Raw genomic sequence first — 20,590 nt, forward strand, 5'->3', positions numbered from 1 at the left:
CTTTAGTACTCACGACTGGATTTGAACCAGCATATCTTAAATAGATACTACCACCTCAAGGTAGCGTGTATACCAATTTCACCACGTGAGTTTTAATTTTAAGATTCTGTTCTTTTTTTTAAAATTTTTATTTTGTTTTGCCACCACAGTTTCGATTGTTCTATTTCATTTTTCTTAACAAAATCTGTTATTATAAGATATAACTTTTTTAGTTTTTCTTGAATAAGAAATTCAAAATAATATTTTTTTTCTTCAAATTTTTCCCATTTGTATCTTACAGATTTTTCTTTTTTTTTTTTAATTAAAAAACATGTTTCTTCATATCCATTCCAAAAACAAATATATCTAGATCCTATAGATTGAACATAGTCAGCAAACCATTTTGCCATTTTTTCAGGTGTATAAATATAATTATATAACATTTTTTTTGAATAATTCAATTGAAATTCGAACTTAATTGGTTCAAGCATTTTTTATTTTTTTTTTAAAAAATATTTTCCTAAATATAAAATTAGGTAATTTTAAAAAAAAAATTATTTTTTAATTTAAAAGTTTTAATTTAAAAGTTTTAATTTAAAAGGCGTGATAGCTCATTTGGTTAGAGCGTCGGATTCATAACTCGGAGGTTGGGGGTTCAATTCCCCCTCACGCTATTAAAAGTAATTTAAAATTAGTGCCATCATTTAATGAAATATAAAGATATAAAAAAAATTTTTTTAGATTTTTTTAAGAAAAAAAATCATCAAATTATTGATTCGGCTTCCCTTTTAGCAAAAGATGATCCATCTTTAATGTTTACTAATGCTGGAATGAATAGATTTAAAAAATATTTTCTTGGTTATAAGAACCCAAAATATGTAAGAATTACAAATATTCAAAAATGTCTTAGAATTACAGGCAAACATAATGATATTTCTGATGTAGGAAGAGATAAGTATCATCATACTATGTTTGAAATGTTAGGAAATTGGTCATTTGGAGACTATTTTAAAAAAGAAGCTATAGAGTGGGCATGGGAATTATTAACAAAAACCTTTAAAATCAGAAAATCAAATATTTATGTTACTATTTTTAGTGGAAATCTAAATGAAAATTTAGAATTTGATAAAGAATCATATAAATATTGGAAAAATTTAATAAATGAAAATCAAATTGTTTTTTTTGATAAAAAACATAATTTTTGGGAAATGGGGAATACAGGCCCCTGTGGATATAGTTCAGAAATACATATAGATCTTAGAGAAAAAAAAAAAATAGAGGGAAAAAAATTAATTAATAAAGGACATCCTTTAGTAATTGAATTATGGAATTTAGTTTTTATAGAATTTTTTAGAACCCAAAATGGGAATCTTGAAAAATTATCGAAATCTCATGTAGATACTGGGATGGGAATAGAAAGATTATGTATGGTTTTACAAAACAAAAAATCTACATATGATACTGATATTTTTATTTCTTTAATTAAAGAAATAGAAAATATTACTGGAAAAGTTTATGGAAAATTAGAAGAAGAAGATATTGCAATTCGTGTCTTAGCAGATCATATTAGAGCAATTGTCTTTGCTATTAAAGATGGGATAATTCCTTCAAATAAGAAATCAGGATATATAATAAGAAAACTCTTAAGAAGAACAATAGTTTATTATTTTTTATATTTAAATATAAAAAAATCGTTTTTATATAAACTTGTAAAAGTAGTTTTATCAGAAAAAAATAATGAGAATTCAAAAATTAAAGAAAACTTTATAAGTAATTTAATTAAAAAAGAAGAATTCTTATTTTTTAAAAATTTATTTAAAGTGAGTAAAAAATTTTATAAAATTATTTCTTATTTAAAAAAAGAAGGAAAAACTATTATAAATGGAAAAATCATATTTGAATTATATGATACATATGGGTTACCATTTGAATTAGCAAATCTTTTTGCATTAAAAAATAATTTTATTATTGACAAATTTTCTTTTGAAAAAGAAATGTTAAAACAAAAATTACGTTCTAAAACAAAGAAAAAGAATATTTATGTCTAAATATTTTTTTTTAAATAAAATAAATTATAAACAAATAGAAATTTTTTATTTGAAATATTTAGAAAATCCTACTTCTGTAAACAACAGTTGGCGGTTTTTTTTTCAAGGATTGAATTTTTTTAAAAAAAAAAGAAAAAAAAAATCCAAGAAAATAAAAATATCTAAAGAAATAAATGTTTTAAAATTAATTAATTCTTATAAAGAAAGAGGTCATCTTTTTGCTAAAAATAATCCTTTTTTTGAAAAAAAAATTTTTTTTTATCCTACCTTAAATATTAAAAATTTTAATCTTGAAAAAAAAGATCTTGAAAAAAATTTCTTTTCTTTGAAAGAAGTAGGCATGCAATCTTCTTCTCTTAAAGAAGTAATTTTGGGGTTAAAAAAAAAATATTGTAAATCAATTGGATTTGAATATATGTATATTAATAATCCAGAACAAATAAAATGGATTAATAATTGGATATTTTTTAATAAAAAATTTTTATTATCTAATAACGAAAAAAAAAAAATATTTTTAAAATTAAATCAAGCTACAAAATTTGAAGAATTTATTCATACAAAATTTGTAGGACAAAAAAGATTTTCAATAGAAGGAAATGAATCAATTTTACCTGCTTTAGATTATATCCTTGAATATTCTTCTATTAATTATCCTATAAAAGAATTTGTAATAGGAATGTCCCATAGAGGAAGATTAAACATATTATGTAATATTCTTAAGAAGAAATGTACTAAAATTTTTAGTGAATTTTTTGGAAAAAAATATACTGAAAATAACTTCTTAGGAGATGTTAAATATCATTTAGGATATAAAAAATCTAAAAAAAATAAATTAGGAAAAAAAATTAAGATTATTAATGTTCCTAATTCTTCTCATTTAGAATCTGTTAATCCTCTTGTCGAAGGAATTGTTCGTGCAAAAATTGATAATGATTATTATGGGAATTTTAATAAAGTTCTTCCAATCCTTTTACATGGAGATGCAGCTATTTCTGCTCAAGGAATAGTATATGAAGTTATTCAAATGTCTTTCCTTGAAGGATATAAAACTGGGGGAACAATACATATTATTATAAATAATCAAATTGGGTTTACTACTAACTGTTCAGAATCTCGTTCAAGTCTGTATTCTACAGATTTAGCTAAAGTAATTCTTTCTCCAGTTATACATGTGAATTCAGATGATATAGAAGCCGTAATTTACTCGATTAAATTTGCTTTAGATTTTAGAATGTATTATAATCAAGATGTATTTGTAGATTTATTAGGTTATAGAAAATATGGCCATAATGAAGGAGATGATCCTCTTTTTACTCAACAATATTTTTATAAATTAATTGACAATCATAAAAATATATATGAGATCTATAAAGAAAAACTTAAAAAGCAAAATTTGATTGATAAAAATTTTATAAAAAAAATTGAAAAAAAATATCAAAATTATCTTTATAAAGGATATACTGATTCAAAAAATCATTTAAAAAATAAATTAGATTTTTTTTTTTCATATAAAGAAAAATTAATTGATGCATCTTATAAAGATATCATAAAAAAAATAAATACTACTTTTTCTTTAAAAATTCTATTAGAAATAGGAACAAAAATTTTTTCGTTGACGAAAAGAAAAAAAATTTACAAAAAAACTGAAAAAATTTTTCATTCGAAATTAGAATTTCTTTTAAAAAAAAAGATTGTAGATTGGGGAATGGCTGAATTACTTGCTTATGGCACTTTATTATATGAAGGTTATAATGTAAGATTATCTGGAGAAGATGTAGAAAGAGGAACATTTGCTCATAGACATATTGTAATTAATTCAGAATTGGAAGAAAAAATTTATTTACTAAATAATCTTCGAAAGGGACAAGGAAAAATATATGTTTATAATTCTTTATTATCTGAATATGGAGTTTTAGGATTTGAATATGGATATTCCATGTTTTCTAAAGATACTTTAACATTATGGGAAGCCCAATTTGGAGATTTTAGTAATGGAGCTCAAATTATAATAGATCAATATTTATCTTCTGCAGAAACAAAATGGAAAATCCAAAATGGATTAGTTTTACTTTTACCTCATGGAGATGAAGGCCAAGGATCAGAACATTCCTCTTCAAGAATTGAAAGATATTTACAGTTATGTGCAAATAATAATATTTTTTTATGCAATTGTACTACTCCAGCAAATTTTTATCATCTTATAAGAAGACAAATAAAATTTTATTTTAGAAAACCATTAATAATTTTTACTCCAAAAAGTTTATTAAGAAATAAAAATTGTATTTCTTTATTAACTGAACTTTCTAATGGAGAATTTAAAAAAATAATAGATGATAAATTTGTTAACAAACAAAATGTTAAAAAAATAGTTTTTTGTTCTGGCAAAATATATTATGATTTAATTAAATTTCGAAATCTTTTGAAAAAAGAAAAGACTGCAATAATAAGAATTGAACAAATTTATCCAATAGAAAAGAATTCTATTGAAAAAATAATGATGCAATATCCTAAAAAAAAAAAAATTATGTGGGTACAAGAAGAACCAGAAAATATGGGAGTATGGCCTTTTATATTTAGAAAATATAGTCAAATTCCATGGATTATAGTTTCTCCACCTGAAAGATCAGCCCCTTCTACTGGATCATATAATGATTATGTTAATGATCAAAAAAAGTTATTATTAAAAATATTTAATATATAAAAATATATTTTTAATGATTTTAGAAATCAAAGTTCCTTCTCCGGGAGAATCAATAACAGAAGTAGAAATTTCATCATTGTTAGTTAACAATGGGGATTTTGTAAAAAAAAATCAAGTAATTGCTGAAATAGATTCAGATAAAGCTACTTTAGAAATCTGTGCAGAAGCAAGTGGAAGATTATTTTTTAAAGCCAAAAAAGGAGACACTTTAAAAGTAGGAGAATTATTATGTATAATAGATACTTCTTTTTTAAAAAAAGAAGAGAATTTCTTAAAAGAAGAAATCTTAAAAGAAGAAAAAAAAGAAGAGAATTTTTTAAAAGAAGAAAAAAAAGAAGAAAAAAAAGAAGAAAAAAAAGAAGAGAATTTATTAAAAAAAAAGAATAAATTAAAGAATAAATTTAATAGATTTTTTATTGTTAAAAAATTAACTAAACTTAGACAAACAATTTCGGAAAAACTTGTTGAAGTAAAAAATAAAACAGCTATGTTGACTACTTTTAATGAAGTAGATATGAGAAATATTTTATATTTAAAAAATAAATATAAATTTTCTTTTAAAGAAAAACATGGAGTAAAATTAGGATTTATGGCTTTTTTTGTAAAATCTTGTATAAGAGCATTAAAAAATTATCCAGATATTAATTCTATGATAGATGATAAAGGAAAAAATAAAATATGTTTTAAATATTTTGATATAAATATAGCAGTAGCTGGCCCAAAAGGATTATTAGTCCCAGTTATTAGAAATGCTGATACTCTTTCTTTCAGAGAAATAGAAAAAACTATAAAAAATTTTTCTTTAAAAATAAAAAATTCCACTATTTCTATAGACGAAATGATTGGAGGAACTTTTACTATAACAAATGGAGGAATTTTTGGATCTATGTTATCTACTCCGATAATAAATCCTCCGCAAAGTGCTATATTAGGAATGCATTCTATAGTAGAAAGACCTATAGTAAAATTAGGCAAAATCAAAGTTATTCCAATTATGTATTTAGCATTATCTTATGATCATAGAATTATAGATGGGAAAGAAGCAGTGGGATTTTTATTTTCAATAAAAGAATCAATAGAAAATCCTATTAAATTTTTAATAGGATCCAAAGAAAATTTAAATAATTTTTTTTAATTTGTAATTAATTTTAATTGATACAAGAAGAAAGGATATGAATTCATATAAAAATATGTCCTTTTTTGATCATTTTCAAGATCTTAGAAGACTTCTCCTCAGAAGTATTATTAGTATAATATTCTTTACATGTTTTGTGTTAATAAATAAAAACTTTATATTTGATTATATCATCTTTTCACCTATAAGATCTAATTTTATATCTTATACTTTAATTTATAAACTTGGATATTTTTTTCATCAACAAATTAATATTGCTCCAAAAAAAATTATTATTCAAAACAATCAATTTTTAGGACAATTTAATACTTATGTTTTGGTTTCTTTAATAGGAGGAATAATTTTGTCTTATCCATTTATTTGTTATGAACTTTGGAATTTTATTAAACCAGGTCTCTTTCTTAAAGAAAGAAAAATTATAAAAAATCTTTTAATATTGTCTTCAATATTATTGATATTAGGTTTAATAATTGGATATTTTATCCTTTCTCCATTTGCAATACAATTTTCAAATACTTTTTTTATAAGTAATTTTCCTAAAAATATTTTTTCATTAAATGATTATGTAATATTAATAATTAATTCTACCATATTAATGGGAATTCTTTTTTTATTTCCTTTAATTCCTTTGTTTTTATCAAAATTGGATTTAATCACTTTTCAGACTTTAAAAGAATATAGAAAATATGCATTTTTTTTATTATTTATAATTGCTTCAGCTATTACTTCTGGTGAATTTATAACAACTATATTAATATTTTGTCCTTTATATTTATTATATGAATTAAGTATAATAATTACTTTAATATTTAATATATAATTTTTTAAAATTTGCTTTCTCTAAAGATTTAATCTTTATAAGATTTCGTTTTTCATATTTTTTTTTACTTTTAGCTAAAAAAAATTTAATTTTTATAAAATTTCTATTGTTTAATACTATTTCAGTAGGAATTATATTTAAATTTAAATTTTTAATTTGTTTTTTTATTTTATTGATTTCTTTTTTTTTTAAAAGAAGTTTTCTTCTCCTTTTAGGAGAAAATTTTGTATTGTAAATATTTGAATTGGAAATATACATATCAAATATGTAAATATTGTTATTTATTAATTTACAATAACTATTTTTAATAGAAACTTTTTTTTGTTTTATTAATTTAACTTCAATTCCTAATAATTCTATTCCAGCTATAAATTTTTCTTTTTTTAAAAGATTATAATCAAAACCTGCTTTTTTATTATTAATTATTAATTTCATATAAGTTTGCTTTTTTATTATTAATTATTAATATATGTTAACTGTACAAAATCTATATTTTCAATTTGGAAAAAGATTATTATTTAATAATGTAAGTATTAAATTTACTAAAGGGAATTGTTATGGAATAATAGGAGCAAATGGATCTGGAAAATCTACTTTTTTAAAAATAATTTCTGGAGAACAAAAACCTACTAAGGGTAAGATATTAGTTGAATCTGAAAAAAGAATTTCTTTTTTAAAACAAGATCATAATAATTATAATAATTACACTGCTTTAGAAACAGTAATAATGGGAAATATGAAATTATTTAAATTAAAAAAACAAATAAATAATTTATATAAAAAAAAATTTTTTTCAGAAAAAGATGGTCTAAAAGCTGCTGAATTAGGAGTTCTTTTTGAAGAAATTAATGGGTGGAATTCCGAAAAAGATGCTTCTATTCTTTTATCTAATTTAGGAATTAAAGAATATTCTCATAATTTTTTAATTAAAAATTTAGAAAATAAATTTAAAATTAAAGTTTTATTAGCTCAAGCAATTTTTGGAAATCCAGATGTTTTAATTTTAGATGAACCAACTAATGATTTAGATGTAGAGACTATCTATTGGTTAGAAAATTTTTTATCAAAATATGAAAATACAGTAATAGTTGTTTCTCATGATCGTCATTTATTAGATAGTATCTGTACTCATATCTGTGATATAGATTTTGGAAATGTAAATTTCTTTACTGGAAATTATAGTTTTTGGTATAAAGCTACTCAAATTGCTATTAAACAAAATAAAATTTTTTCTAAAAAAATAGAAGAAAAAAAAAAAAAATTAGAAAATTTTATATTAAGATTTAGTTCAAATGCTTCTAAAGCAAGACAAGCTACTTCAAGAAAAAAAATTTTAAAAAATTTAAATTTAAAAAAAAAAATTGCATCATCAAGGCGATATCCATATATTTGTTTTGAACAAGAACGTGAAGTAGGAGACCAAATTTTGAATATAAAAAATTTATCTAAAAAAATTAATAATAAATTTTTATTAAAAAATATTTATTTTAATTTAAAGAAAGGTGATAAAATTGCTTTATTTTCTAATAATAGTAATTGCACTACTGTTTTTTATGAAATTATTACTGGAAATTTAACTCAAGATAGTGGAAAATATCAATGGGGGACAACAGTCAAGTATTCATATTTACCATTAAATAATTTTAATTATTTTAATAATCAATTCAATTTAATTGAATGGTTGAACCAATTTATTGGTTTCAATGAAACTTATAGTGAAGAAAATCTTCGTAGTTTTTTAGGAAAAATGCTTTTTAGTGGAGAAGAAACTTTTAAAAAAGTAAAAATATTATCTGGAGGAGAAAAAATGAGATGTTTGTTTGCTATGTTAATGTTATTAAAAGGAAATGTATTAATTCTGGATGAACCAACCAATCATCTTGATTTAGAAGCAATAACTTCTTTAAATAAAGCTTTAAAAGAATTTAAAGGTAATATAATAATTACTTCTAGAGATCAAAAATTATTACAAACTGTTTGTAATAATTTTATTGAAATTACTGATTCAGGAACAATAATAAATTATCATAACTTTGAAGCTTTTTGTAATTATAAAAAAAAATTTTTGAATGTTAATTCTTAAAAAGAAAATAATTTCTATATTATCAAATATTTTTGATCCAGAAATTCCAATAAATATTTATGAATTAGGTCTTATTTATGATCTAAGAATTAGAAATAAAAACATTATAAGAATTATTATGACTCTTACTACTCCTCATTGTCCTGTAGCTGAAAGTTTTACCAAAATAATAAAAAAAAAAATTTTTAATATTTCCTATGTAAAAAAAGTAGATGTAATTATTACATTTTTTCCTAATTGGACATATAAATTTATGAGTGAATTAGCTCGTTTAGAATTAGGGGTTTAAACAAATTTGTTTTTTTAAAAAAAATTTCTTATACTATAAGTAGTTAATTTTAAAATTTATTTGATTTGGAAATACTAGGCATTTTAAAAAAAATTTTTGATATTAAACATTTTAAAAATGGGTTTAAAAAAAGAGAAATACTAGTTTTAACGGAAGAACAGTACCCACAAAACTTGTTAATTGAATTTATTCAAAGCAAAGTAAAATTAATAGAGAATTTCTCTATAGAGGATAGAATAAAAATATTTATTAATTTAAAAGGTAGAGAGTGGATTACACCTACTGGTGAAAAAAAATATTTTAATTCTATCCAAGGCTGGAAAATAGAAAAACCTATTGAACCTGTTAATAAAATTCAAAATTCAAGTTCAACTAACTCAGCAATTGATGAATTTGATGAGTTACCTTTTTAATGATACCTTTTTAATGAGAATTTCTAATTTGCCAGCCTTTTCTTTGCATGCTTATTTATTAAAAAAAAATATCTATTTGGTTGGTGGTATTAGTAGGATGGGATTATTGGTATTAGTAATTCCTAAAATGCCACTCACTATTACCTAGCAATTTAGGAATGTTTAAATTTTTTATACCATTCCTCCCATGCCACTATTACCTGGCATAGTGGGCATTGCAGGTTCTTCTTTTTTTATTTCTGTAATAACACAATCAGTAGTTAATAACATTCCTGCAACTGAGGCAGCATTTTCTAATGCTACACGTGTTACTTTTGTAGGATCAATTATACCTTCAGAAATCATATTTTTATATTCACCTAATTTAGCATCGTAACCAAATTCTTTTTTTCCTTCAGCTACTTTAGCAACTATTACAGATCCTTCTTCTCCAGCATTAGCCACTATTTGACGTAAAGGTTCTTGTAAAGAACGTTTTACAATTTTTATTCCTGTATTTTGATCTACATTATCTACTTTTAAAGAAGATAAAGATTTTATTGCTCTAACCAATGCTACTCCTCCTCCTGCAACTATTCCTTCTTCTACTGCTGCTCTTGTAGCATGTAACGCATCATCGACGCGATCTTTTTTTTCTTTCATTTCTACTTCAGATGCTGCTCCTACATATAAAACTGCTACACCTCCAGCTAATTTGGCTAATCTTTCTTGAAGTTTTTCTTTATCATAATCAGAAGTTGTTATTTCTATTTGATTTTTAATTTGATTTACCCGTGAGTCTATTTCTTTTTTATTCCCACTACCATTTACAATAGTAGTATTTTCTTTATTTATAATAATTCTTTCGGCTTTTCCTAAAAATTCTAATTTTGTATCTTCTATTTTACTTCCTGTTTCTTCAGAAATAACTGTTCCCCCTGTAAGGATAGCTATATCTTCTAACATGGCTTTTCTTCGGTCTCCAAAACCTGGAGCTTTTACTGCAGCTACTTTTAATGCTCCTCTAATTTTATTTACAACAAGAGTTGCCAGTGCTTCTCCTTCTACTTCTTCTGAAATAATTAATAAAGGTTTTCCAGATTGAGCCACTGGTTCAAGTATAGGAAGAATATCTTTCATAGAAGAAATTTTTTTATCAGAAAGTAAAATATAAGGATTCTCAAATTCTGTAATCATTTTTTCAGAATTAGTTACAAAATATGGTGATTGATACCCACGATCAAATTGCATTCCTTCAACTACATCTACAGTCGTTTCTATTCCTTTGGCTTCTTCAACAGTAATTACTCCTTCTTTACCTACTTTTTCAAAAGCAACAGATATTAATTTTCCTATTGCTTCATCATTGTTAGCAGATATTGAGGCTACTTGTTTTATTTTTTCATTATTCCCACCTACTTTTTTAGATTGTTTTTTTAAATCATTAACAACAGCTTCTACAGCTTTATCAATTCCTCTTTTTAAATCCATAGGATTTGCTCCAGCTGCAACGTTTTTTAATCCCTCACGAACTATAGCTTGTGCTAATACTGTTGCAGTAGTAGTTCCATCTCCTGCTATATCATTTGTTTTAGAAGCTACTTCTTTTACCATTTGTGCGCCCAAATTTTCTATAGGATCTTCCAGTTCTATTTCTTTAGCTACTGAAACTCCATCTTTAGTTACTTGGGGGCCTCCAAAAGATTTTTGGAAAACAACATTTCTGCCTTTAGGACCTAAAGTTACTTTTACGGCATTAGCTAATGCATCTACTCCTTTTTTTAATTTATCTCTAGCTTCAATATCAAATTTAATATTTTTTGCCATTTAAATTCTTGCATCATATTCACGACCACTCCACCTTACGACATTATTGCCAATATATCAGATTCACGCATTATTAAATAATCTTTTCCATTTAATCTAAGTTCTGTCCCAGAATATTTTCCATATAAAACTTTATTACCTTTTTTAACAGTAAGAGGTTCATTTTTTTTGCCTCCTCCAACTGCAACTACTATACCTTCTTGAGGTTTTTCTTTAGCTGTATCTGGTATAATTATTCCTGAAGATGTTTTTTTTTCTGTTGGAGAAGGTTCTATTAAAACACGATCTGATAAAGGTTTAATTTTTAAATTAGCCATCTTTAAAAATTTAGATTATATTAGATAATTAGAAATTATTATTATTATAATTAATATTAATGCTAATATAAATGTTATTTTTTCTAAAAAAAATTTAACTTTAAATAAATCCATTTTCAAATTAGTTATTTTGGATAAAAATAAGAATAATTAACATTAAACATATTATTATCAATAGAATTCCTATAATATAGTAACCTATAATATAGTAAAAAAATTCTTTCATAATTTTTTCGAAATTAAAATATTTCTCCTATTAAAGTTGCTGAGGTACAATTATTAATTTTTACCTTTATAAGGTTTCCTATTTTAGAATTTTTTTTATTAAAAATTACTATATCATTTCCAGAATTTCTACCATAAAAATAATTTATACTTTTTTTTGAAATTCCTTCTATTAAAATTTCTTGAATTTTTCCTATAGATTTTTTTAATCTATAATAGGAATGTTTTCTTTGTAAGTTTATAATTTCTGTTAATCTCCGTTTTTTTATTGTTAAAGAAACGTTATCATTAAATTTTTTAAAAGCATATGTTAATTTCCGAGGGGAATAGATAAACATATATGAAAAATTATATTTAACGTAATTCATTAAATTAAGTGTTTCATTATGATCTTTTTCAGATTCATTACAAAATCCAGTAATAATATCACAAGATATAGAACAATTTGGAAGAATTTTATAAATTTGATTTATAAGTAAAATGTATTCTTCACGAGAATATTTTCTATTCATTAATGATAAAATTTTATTACTTCCAGATTGGACAGGTAAATGAATATGTTTACATATATTTTTATATTTTTTCATTACATTTAAAACATTCAATGTAATTTGATTAGGATTAGAAGTCCAAAAACGGATTCTCATAAAAGGAACAGTTTTAGCAACTAATTCTAGTAATTTAGGAAAATTAATAATTGTATTATTTTTTAATGAAAATTTATTAAAATTTTTTTTTAATCCTCCACCATACCAAAAATATGAATCGACATTTTGACCTAAAAGAATAATTTCTTTAAATCCTTTTTGAAATAAAAATTCACATTCTTTTAATATACTAATTGGATCACGACTTTTTTCACGACCTCTAGTAAAAGGAACTACACAAAAAGTACACATATTATCACATCCACGCATAATAGTGACGAAAGCCGTTATTTTTTCTTTTTTTCTTTTAGGAATAATATCGGAATAAGTTTCATTATTATAAAAATAAGTATTTATATACTTACCGTTTTGATTTAAAATTTTTTTTATTAAAAAAGGAAGTTCTCTATAAGAATCTGGACCTAAAATCAAATTAACAATTTTATTTATTTTAAAAAATTTTTTTTTAAAAATTTCTGCCATACAACCTAAAATTCCTATTATTAGATTTTTTTTATAATTTTTTAAATATTTTATTTGATTTATTCGTAATAATATTTTATTTTCAGATTTTTCTCTGATTGAACAAGTATTTATTAAAATAATATTAGCATTTTGTATCAAATCAGTTTGAATAAATCCTTCATTATCTAATATAGAACAGACAATTTCACTATCAGAAATATTCATTTGACACCCATAATTTTCGATGTAATATTTTTTTTTTTCCATTGTTATATTTTTTTATTTTTTTATTATTTTATTATTTTATTATTTTAAAGAAAATTAACATGAGAAAAAAAAACATCTTAAAAAATTCTGATTATAAATATGGTTTTTATTCTAATTTAGAATCAGAAAAACTTCCAAAAGGAATTAATAAAAAAATTATTATTAATTTATCTAAAAAAAAAAATGAACCTGATTGGTTGTTAAAAAGAAGATTAAAATCATATAAAATTTGGAAAAAAATGTTTTATCCTAATTGGGGAAACCTATTATATAATATTCCTGATTTTAAAAACATAAGTTATTATTCCGCTTTGAAAATGAAAAAAATTTCTAAAAAATTAAAATTTACTTTTAAAAAATTAAATTTAACTTTTAAAAAAAAAATAAATAAAGCTAAAATGGCTTTAGATATAATTTTTGATTCTGTTTCTGTAACTACAACTTTTAAAAAAAGTTTAGCAGAAAAAGGAATAATATTTTGTTCTTTTAGTAAAGCAATTAAAAAATATCCTGAAATAATAAAAAAATATTTAGGAAAAATAGTTCCTATAGGAGATAATTTTTATTCCGCTTTAAATTCAGCAGTTTTTTCTGATGGATCTTTTTGTTATATTCCACAAAATGTCTATTGTCCTATAGAATTATCTACCTATTTTAGAATAAATGAATCAGGAATCGGTCAATTTGAAAGAACACTTTTAATTGCTGATAAAAATTCATATGTTAGTTATTTAGAAGGATGTACAGCTCCTCAACGAAAAGAAAATCAATTACATGCAGCAGTAGTAGAATTAATAGCTTTAGAAGGTGCTGAAATTAAATATTCTACTGTTCAAAATTGGTTTCCTGGAGAAAAAACTGGTACAGGCGGAGTTTTTAATTTTGTAACTAAAAGAGGATTATGTGAAAAAAAATCTAAAATTTCCTGGACTCAAATAGAAACTGGATCAGCTATAACTTGGAAATATCCATCTTGTATTTTAAAAGGTGATTATTCAGTAGGAGAATTTTATTCAATAACATTTACAAAAAATTTTCAACAATCAGATACTGGCACAAAAATGATTCATTTGGGAAAAAAAACTAAAAGTACTATTATTTCAAAAGGAATATCAGCTGGATATTCTAAAAATAATTATAGAGGATTAGTAAAAATTACTCCTAATGCTAATTATTCTCGTAATTTTTCACAATGTGATTCTTTAATTCTAGGAAATTATTGTAGTTCTAATACTTATCCTTTTATAAAAGGAAAAAATTTTTGTTCTCAAGTAGAACACGAAGCGACTACTTCTAAAATAGGAGAAAATCAATTATTTTATTGTAATCAACGTGGAATAAATTTAGAAAAAGCAATATCACTTATAGTGACTGGATTTAGTCAAGAAATTTTAGATAGATTACCTTTAGAGTTTGCAATTGAAGCAAGAAAATTATTAGAAATTCAATTAGAAGGTTCTGTAGGATAGTTAAAAATTAATTATTATGTTAAAAATCAAAAATTTATCTGTTTCAGTAAAAAAAAAACAAATATTAAAAAATGTTAACTTAACAATTAAAAAAGGAGAAATTCACGTAATAATGGGACCAAATGGATCTGGAAAAAGTACAATAGCATCTATTATAGCTGGAAAAAAAAATTTTCTTCTAAAGAAAGGAGAGATTTTTTTTGAAAAAAAAAAAATTAATTTTTTATCTCCAGAAAAAAGAGCACAATTAGGAATTTTTTTATCTTTTCAAGATCCAGTAGAAATTCCTGGAATTTCTATTTATAATTTTATAAAAATTTCTTTAAATTCTATAAGAAAAGCAAATGGAAAAAATGAAATTTCATCTAATAATTTTTTAAAAAAATTAAAAAAAGTATCTGATTTATTAAAAATTGATAAAAAATTTCTTTTCAGATCTTTAAATGAAGGATTTTCAGGAGGAGAAAAAAAACGGAATGAAATTTTTCAAATGTGTATGATAAATCCCAAATTATCTATTTTAGATGAAATTGATTCTGGGTTAGATATAGATGCTCTTAGGACTTTATCTAGAGGAATTAATACTTTTAAAAAAAAAAATAATTCATTATTAATTATTACTCATTATCAAAGATTATTAAATTATATAATTCCTGATTATGTACATATTTTATATAAAGGAAAAATTATTGAATCTGGAAAAAAAGAATTAGCAATAAAAATTGAATCAGAAGGATATAATTTTTATAAAAAAAAATATAATGAAATTAAATAAACAATTAAATTTTTTTATTAAAAAAAAAATTAATTCTTCTTTTATAAAAAATTATATAAATTCAATTTGTAAAAAATCATTAAAAATTTTTAATGAAAAAATCATTTCTTTTTCTAAAGAAAAGAATTTTATTTCTTCCATAATTAAATATGATTATTCATTTCCTAGAAAAGAAAATATAGATTGGAAGATTTTAAAAAAATATTTAATAGATAAAAATGGAATATATTTATTTTTTTTAAATGGTTTTTATCTTTCTAATTTTTTAGAAAAAAAAAATAAATTTATTTTTTCAATAAATGAAATTTTGCTTAAAAAAAAAAGCAATTCAACTATTGAAAATTTTTTTGGTAAAACCATATCAAATAATGATATTTTTAATTCATTAAACTTTCTTTTTTCAAAAGATGGTGCGTATATATTTATACCGGATAAAATTTGTTTAAAAAAAACGATTTATATTATAAATCTTTATAAAATAAAAAATGATTTTTCAATTCTAAATACTAGAAATTTAATAATTTTAGGAAAAAAATCTCAAGCTAAAATTGTAGAATTTCATGAATCATTAACAAACAAAATTTTTTTTAGTAATTATATTACTGAAATTTATAATAAAAAAGAAAGTAATATAGAATATATAAAATTATATACGAATATAGCTTATTCTTATTTAAGAAATAAGACTTATATTACACAAAAAAAAAAAAGTATTTGTACTTTAAATAATTTTTCATTTGAAGGAAAATTTTTAAATGAAAATATTAATTTTTTTTCTTGTGGGAAAAAATCAAAATCATATTTTAATGGACTAGCCATACTAAAAAAAAAATCTATACATCAATATGTAAAAATTAATTCATTAATAGATCATTTATTTTCTAATTGTGAAAGTTATCAACTAACTAAATCAATATTAGATGGAACTTCAAAAGGGAGTTTTAATGGAAAAATTAGAATTCATAAAAAAGCTAATAATATTATTGCTTTTCAAAAGAATAACAACATATTATTAAATAAAAATTCATATGTTTATTCTAATCCAGAATTAGAAATTTTTGCAAATAATGTTAAATGTTCTCATGGAAGTACTCTAGGTACACTAGAGAAGAATAAAATTTTTTATCTTTGTACTAGAGGTATAGAAAAAAAAATTGCAAAATCAATACTTATTTTGTTATATGCAAAAAAAATATTAAAAAATATTAATATTCCTAAAATAAAATTGTTTTTATCTAAAAAAATATTAAATATTTTAAATTTAAAAAATGTTTTCTAAAAAAGAAATAAAAAGTATAAGAAATCAATTTCCCATTTTAAATACTATTATTAATAATAGAAAATTGATTTATTTTGATAATGCTGCTACTACTCAAAAACCTAAACAAATAATAAATTCAATAAAAAAATTTTATTACAAAATAAATTCTAATGTCCATCGGGGAGCTCATTTTTTAAGTAAAAAAGCTACTGAAAAAATGGAATTAAGTAGGAAAAGAATTAAATTTTTTTTAAATGCTAAATCTTCACATGAAATTATTTTTACAAGTGGAGCGACAGAAAGTATTAATTTAATAGCTAATAGTATTTCAGATTTAATAAATAAAAATGATGAAATATTAATTCCATATTCTGAACATCATTCTAATATAATTCCTTGGCAAATACTTTGTAAAAAAAAAAAGGCATTATTAAAAATAATTCCTATTGATAATAATGGAAATTTAAAATTGGAAAAATTTAAATCAATTCTTTCTAAAAGAACAAAATTAATTTCTTTAAGTCATGTATCTAATTCTTTAGGAATAATTAATCCAATTAACAAAATTATTTTTGAAGCTAAAAAATATAATATATTAGTAGTAATAGATGGTTCTCAAGCTATATCTCATATTCCTATAAATATAAAAAAAATAAATCCTGATTTTTATGTTTTTTCCATACATAAAATGTATGGCCCAACTGGGGTAGGAGTCCTTTATGGCAAAGAAGAACTTTTGAAATTATTTTCTCCATATAAATATGGAGGTGAAATGATTAAAAAAGTTTTGTTTGAAAAAACAACATATGCTAATTTACCTTTTAAATTAGAAGCTGGGACTCCAAATATAGAAGGAATTATTTCTACATTAGAGGTAATAAAATTTATTAAAAAATATTCTATTAAGAATATTAAAATTTATGAAAATAAAATTATGAATTATGCAACTAAATTATTAAATAGTATAAAAGGAATTAAAATTTATGGAAAAGTGCGTTCTAATATTATATCTTTTAATCTAAAAAATATTCATCCATTTGATGGAGGTCAATTATTAGATAATTTTGGAATAGCTGTAAGAACAGGGAATCATTGTGCACAACCGTTAATGAGATTTTTTTCTATTCCTGGAACTATAAGAATAAGTTTTGCCATATATAATTCTTTTGAAGAAATAGATTTTTTATTTAAAACAATATTAAAAATAAAAAAAATATTATAGTATATATATAATAAAAATAAATATATAAATAATGTGTTCTTTGAATTGGTTTAAAGAGAAGTTTTTTTTTAATAAAAAACTTTTTATGTCAATAATAAAAAAATCTTTTATTTTTTTTTTAAAAAAAAAATATGGTAAGCTAAAAAATTATAAAATATTTTTTAATTATAAAAATGGAGAAATAGAAATTTGGAGAGATTTAAAAATAGTCTCAGATGAGATCATTAAAAATTTCAATAAACAAATCGAAATTTCGAAAGCTATTAAAATTAAAAAAAATTTAAAAATAGGAGATTCTTTAAAAGAAAAAATAGAATATCAACAATTGGGAAAAAAATTTTTATTTTCTTTAAAAAAAGATTTATTATATAAATTTAAAAAATTTGAGAGAAAAAATCAATTCCAAATTTTTCAAAAAAAAATTGGAGAGATTCTATATGCAAAAGTAGATTATATAATGAATGACAATATTTTTTTTAAAAATAATGAAAATAATAAAATGATTTTACTGAAAGAAGAACAAATTCCAAATGAAAAATTTAAAAAAGGAAATTCATTTTTTCTTCTTATAAAGAAAGTCAAATTTATAAAAAATAAAATTTATCTTTTACTTTCAAGAAAAGATAAAAATTTTTTAAAAAAATTATTGGAATTAGAAATTCCTGAAATATCTAATGGATTAATAATTATAAAAAAAATTGTCCGTATAGCAGGAGAAAGATCAAAAATTGCAATAAAATCAAAAAATAAAACAATTGATCCTATTGGAACTTGTGTAGGCCTTAAAGGATCCAAACTAAAAAATATTATTAAAGAAATTAATAATGAAATTATAGATATAATAAATTATTCTTCTAATATAGAATTATATCTTACTAGATCTATAAGTCCTGCAAAAGTTGCCATGATAAAAATTGATAGAAAAAAAAAATTAGCATTTATTTCTGTCAATTCAGAAGAAATAAAAAAAGCAATTGGAAATAAAAAAACTAATTTACGTTTAGCCAGTAAATTAACTGGATATAAAATTTATATTTTAAATATTAAAAAAAAAAATTATAATGAATAAAAAAACTACCGATTTGATGAAAATGAATTCTAAAGCTGCTGCTAAAAAATATAATAAAAAAGAGACTATTAGAACGAAACATGGTGGAGATGGAGAGAATGAAAAAGATCTTAAACCTAGATCACCTGTAGTGACTCTAATGGGACATGTAGATCATGGAAAAACATCTTTGTTAGATTATATAAGAAAAACTAATATTATAGCAGGTGAATTTGGGGGTATTACACAGCATGTAGGAGCTTATAATGTAAAATTTAAAAATGGAAAAAGTATTACTTTTTTAGATACTCCAGGTCATGAAGCATTTACTGCTATGAGAGCTAGAGGAACTAAAATAACTGATATAGTAATTATAGTAATAGCAACAGATGAAAATGTTATGCCTCAAACTAAAGAAGCAATTAGTCATGCCCAAGGAGCAAAGGTTCCAATTATATTTGCATTAAATAAAATTGATAAAGTTAATTCAGATCCAATGAAAATTAAAAGAAAATTATCTGAAATGAATTTTTTATTAAAAGAATGGGGTGGAAATTATCCATCTCAAGATATTTCAGCTAAATCTGGAGAAGGGGTAGATCAATTATTAGAAAAAATTTTATTAGAAGCCAAAAAATTAAATTTAAGAGCAAATCCAAATAAACCTGCTGAAGGCACAGTAATAGAAGCTTCTTTAGAAAAAGAAAGAGGATATACAACTACAATTTTAATTCAAGGAGGAACTTTAAAAGTAGGAGATTATCTTGTAGCAGGAACGTTTCATGGCAAAGTAAAATTAATTTTAAATGAAAGAGGAAAATCTCTTAAAAAAGAATATCCTTCTAAACCTGTAATAATTTTGGGGTTAAATGGTCCCCCTTTTCCTGGGGAGAAATTTAAAGTTTTTTTAAATGAAAAAGAAGCCAAGCAATTTGTTGAAAACAAAATTAAATTAAAAAAAGAACATAAATTTCGTTTTCAACGCAAACCACAAATAACCTTAGAACAAATAACCTTAGAACAAATGACAAAAAAAATTAAAAAATTAAAATTAATTATTAAAGCAGATGTTGATGGTTCAGTAGAAGCTCTGAGTGATTCATTAGAAAATTTATCAACAGATAAAATTGTAGTTCAAATAATATATAAAAATATTGGCTTAATATCTGAATCAGATATTTTATTAGCCGTTGCATCTAATGCAATTATAATTGGATTTAATGTTAAAATTACTTCTAAAGCTAAAATTCTTGCAAATCAAAAAAAAATAGATATAAGATTATATTCTGTAATATATAATGCAATTAATGCTATTAAAAAAGCATTAGACGCTCAAAAAATAATTCCTACTAAATTAGTAGGTACTGCGAAAGTAATTAATTGTTTTAAACACAAAAAAATTGGAACAATAGCAGGATGTTTAATTTTAACTGGGCAAATAAAACGTAATTCTAAATTACGTTTAATTAGAAAAGGACAATTAATTTATTCTGGAGAATTAAATTCTTTAAAAAGATTTAAAGAAGATGTTAAAGAAGTTAATAAAGGATATGAATGTGGAATAGTCATAAAAAATTTTAATGACATAAAAATAGGAGATATAATTGAATTCTATTAATT

General features: G+C 22.1%; 18 protein-coding genes and 2 tRNA genes. 14 read left to right on the top strand and 6 right to left on the bottom strand.

Annotation, left to right across the window (positions count from 1 at the left end):
• Positions 1–6 precede the first annotated feature (6 nt).
• Together DDE61_RS00980 and DDE61_RS00985 are read right to left on the bottom strand one after the other, a co-directional pair.
• Positions 7–91 (bottom strand) — tRNA-Leu (locus tag DDE61_RS00980).
• Positions 92–98: 7 nt separating this feature from the next.
• On the bottom strand, positions 99–470 hold the full coding sequence (locus DDE61_RS00985) for an START-like domain-containing protein (protein ID WP_110473250.1): 372 nt from the start codon (positions 468–470) through the stop codon (positions 99–101).
• Positions 471–579: 109 nt separating this feature from the next.
• On the opposite strand from DDE61_RS00985, the gene DDE61_RS00990 reads away from it, so the two are divergent.
• The 5 genes from DDE61_RS00990 (at position 580) to tatC (ending at position 6,683) form a co-directional block, all read left to right on the top strand.
• Positions 580–653, top strand: a tRNA-Met gene (locus DDE61_RS00990).
• Positions 654–686: 33 nt separating this feature from the next.
• Entirely contained in the window at positions 687–2,027 is a 1,341-nt protein-coding gene (alaS, locus tag DDE61_RS00995) for an alanine--tRNA ligase (protein WP_110476810.1), read from the top strand.
• Positions 2,020–4,728, top strand: a complete 2,709-nt coding sequence (locus DDE61_RS01000) for a 2-oxoglutarate dehydrogenase E1 component (protein ID WP_110476811.1) — start codon at positions 2,020–2,022, stop codon at positions 4,726–4,728. Before alaS ends, DDE61_RS01000 begins: the two co-directional genes overlap by 8 nt.
• Before the next feature lie 13 nt (positions 4,729–4,741).
• Positions 4,742–5,863: a dihydrolipoyllysine-residue succinyltransferase gene (gene sucB / locus DDE61_RS01005; protein ID WP_110476812.1), complete on the top strand. Its 1,122-nt coding sequence runs from the start codon at positions 4,742–4,744 to the stop codon at positions 5,861–5,863.
• 55 nt (positions 5,864–5,918) lie between these two features.
• Complete coding sequence (gene tatC / locus DDE61_RS01010; RefSeq protein WP_239493657.1) at positions 5,919–6,683, top strand: twin-arginine translocase subunit TatC; 765 nt, start codon at positions 5,919–5,921, stop codon at positions 6,681–6,683.
• Here tatC and smpB read toward each other — a convergent pair.
• On the bottom strand, positions 6,666–7,118 hold the full coding sequence (gene smpB, locus DDE61_RS01015; RefSeq protein WP_110476813.1) for an SsrA-binding protein: 453 nt from the start codon (positions 7,116–7,118) through the stop codon (positions 6,666–6,668). The genes tatC and smpB overlap by 18 nt on opposite strands.
• A 34-nt stretch (positions 7,119–7,152) precedes the next feature.
• Between smpB and DDE61_RS01020 the strand changes: the two genes are divergently transcribed.
• From DDE61_RS01020 to DDE61_RS01030, 3 genes are all read left to right on the top strand, one after another.
• A complete protein-coding gene (locus DDE61_RS01020) occupies positions 7,153–8,766 on the top strand; it encodes an ABC-F family ATP-binding cassette domain-containing protein (protein ID WP_110476814.1) in 1,614 nt (537 codons plus the stop codon).
• Positions 8,753–9,055 carry an iron-sulfur cluster assembly protein gene (locus DDE61_RS01025; protein WP_110467316.1) on the top strand — a complete coding sequence of 101 codons (303 nt, stop codon included), beginning with the start codon at positions 8,753–8,755 and terminating at the stop codon, positions 9,053–9,055. The genes DDE61_RS01020 and DDE61_RS01025 overlap by 14 nt, the downstream gene beginning before the upstream one ends.
• 65 nt (positions 9,056–9,120) lie before the next feature.
• Positions 9,121–9,468 carry a DUF3127 domain-containing protein gene (locus DDE61_RS01030; protein WP_110476815.1) on the top strand — a complete coding sequence of 116 codons (348 nt, stop codon included), beginning with the start codon at positions 9,121–9,123 and terminating at the stop codon, positions 9,466–9,468.
• Between the two features lie 171 nt (positions 9,469–9,639).
• Here DDE61_RS01030 and groL read toward each other — a convergent pair whose 3' ends face one another.
• The 3 genes from groL to miaB all read right to left on the bottom strand — a co-directional run bounded on the left by groL (position 9,640) and on the right by miaB (position 13,195).
• Positions 9,640–11,274 (bottom strand): chaperonin GroEL, encoded by a 1,635-nt coding sequence (gene groL, locus DDE61_RS01035; RefSeq protein ID WP_110476816.1) that lies wholly within the window; start codon positions 11,272–11,274, stop codon positions 9,640–9,642.
• A 35-nt stretch (positions 11,275–11,309) separates the two neighbouring features.
• A complete protein-coding gene (locus tag DDE61_RS01040) occupies positions 11,310–11,591 on the bottom strand; it encodes a co-chaperone GroES (protein WP_110473485.1) in 282 nt (93 codons plus the stop codon).
• A 239-nt stretch (positions 11,592–11,830) separates the two neighbouring features.
• Positions 11,831–13,195, bottom strand: coding sequence for a tRNA (N6-isopentenyl adenosine(37)-C2)-methylthiotransferase MiaB (miaB, locus tag DDE61_RS01045; protein ID WP_110476817.1), 1,365 nt, complete (start codon positions 13,193–13,195; stop codon positions 11,831–11,833).
• A 59-nt stretch (positions 13,196–13,254) separates the two neighbouring features.
• On the opposite strand from miaB, the gene sufB reads away from it, so the two are divergent.
• The 6 genes from sufB to infB are packed head-to-tail and all read left to right on the top strand — an operon-like array spanning position 13,255 to position 20,588.
• Positions 13,255–14,664, top strand: coding sequence for a Fe-S cluster assembly protein SufB (gene sufB / locus DDE61_RS01050; RefSeq protein WP_110467398.1), 1,410 nt, complete (start codon positions 13,255–13,257; stop codon positions 14,662–14,664).
• 16 nt (positions 14,665–14,680) lie between these two features.
• Positions 14,681–15,439, top strand: coding sequence for a Fe-S cluster assembly ATPase SufC (gene sufC, locus DDE61_RS01055; RefSeq protein WP_015799471.1), 759 nt, complete (start codon positions 14,681–14,683; stop codon positions 15,437–15,439).
• Positions 15,426–16,718 (top strand): SufD family Fe-S cluster assembly protein, encoded by a 1,293-nt coding sequence (locus DDE61_RS01060; protein WP_110476865.1) that lies wholly within the window; start codon positions 15,426–15,428, stop codon positions 16,716–16,718. Before sufC ends, DDE61_RS01060 begins: the two co-directional genes overlap by 14 nt.
• Positions 16,708–17,922, top strand: coding sequence for a SufS family cysteine desulfurase (locus DDE61_RS01065; protein ID WP_110476818.1), 1,215 nt, complete (start codon positions 16,708–16,710; stop codon positions 17,920–17,922). Before DDE61_RS01060 ends, DDE61_RS01065 begins: the two co-directional genes overlap by 11 nt.
• Positions 17,923–17,953: 31 nt before the next feature.
• Positions 17,954–18,991, top strand: coding sequence for a transcription termination factor NusA (gene nusA, locus DDE61_RS01070; RefSeq protein WP_110476819.1), 1,038 nt, complete (start codon positions 17,954–17,956; stop codon positions 18,989–18,991).
• Positions 18,984–20,588 carry a translation initiation factor IF-2 gene (infB, locus tag DDE61_RS01075; RefSeq protein WP_110476820.1) on the top strand — a complete coding sequence of 535 codons (1,605 nt, stop codon included), beginning with the start codon at positions 18,984–18,986 and terminating at the stop codon, positions 20,586–20,588. The genes nusA and infB overlap by 8 nt, the downstream gene beginning before the upstream one ends.
• Positions 20,589–20,590 lie beyond the last annotated feature (2 nt).

This window comes from Candidatus Karelsulcia muelleri, assembly GCF_003214255.1.
Taxonomy (GTDB): domain Bacteria; phylum Bacteroidota; class Bacteroidia; order Flavobacteriales; family Blattabacteriaceae; genus Karelsulcia; species Karelsulcia muelleri_B.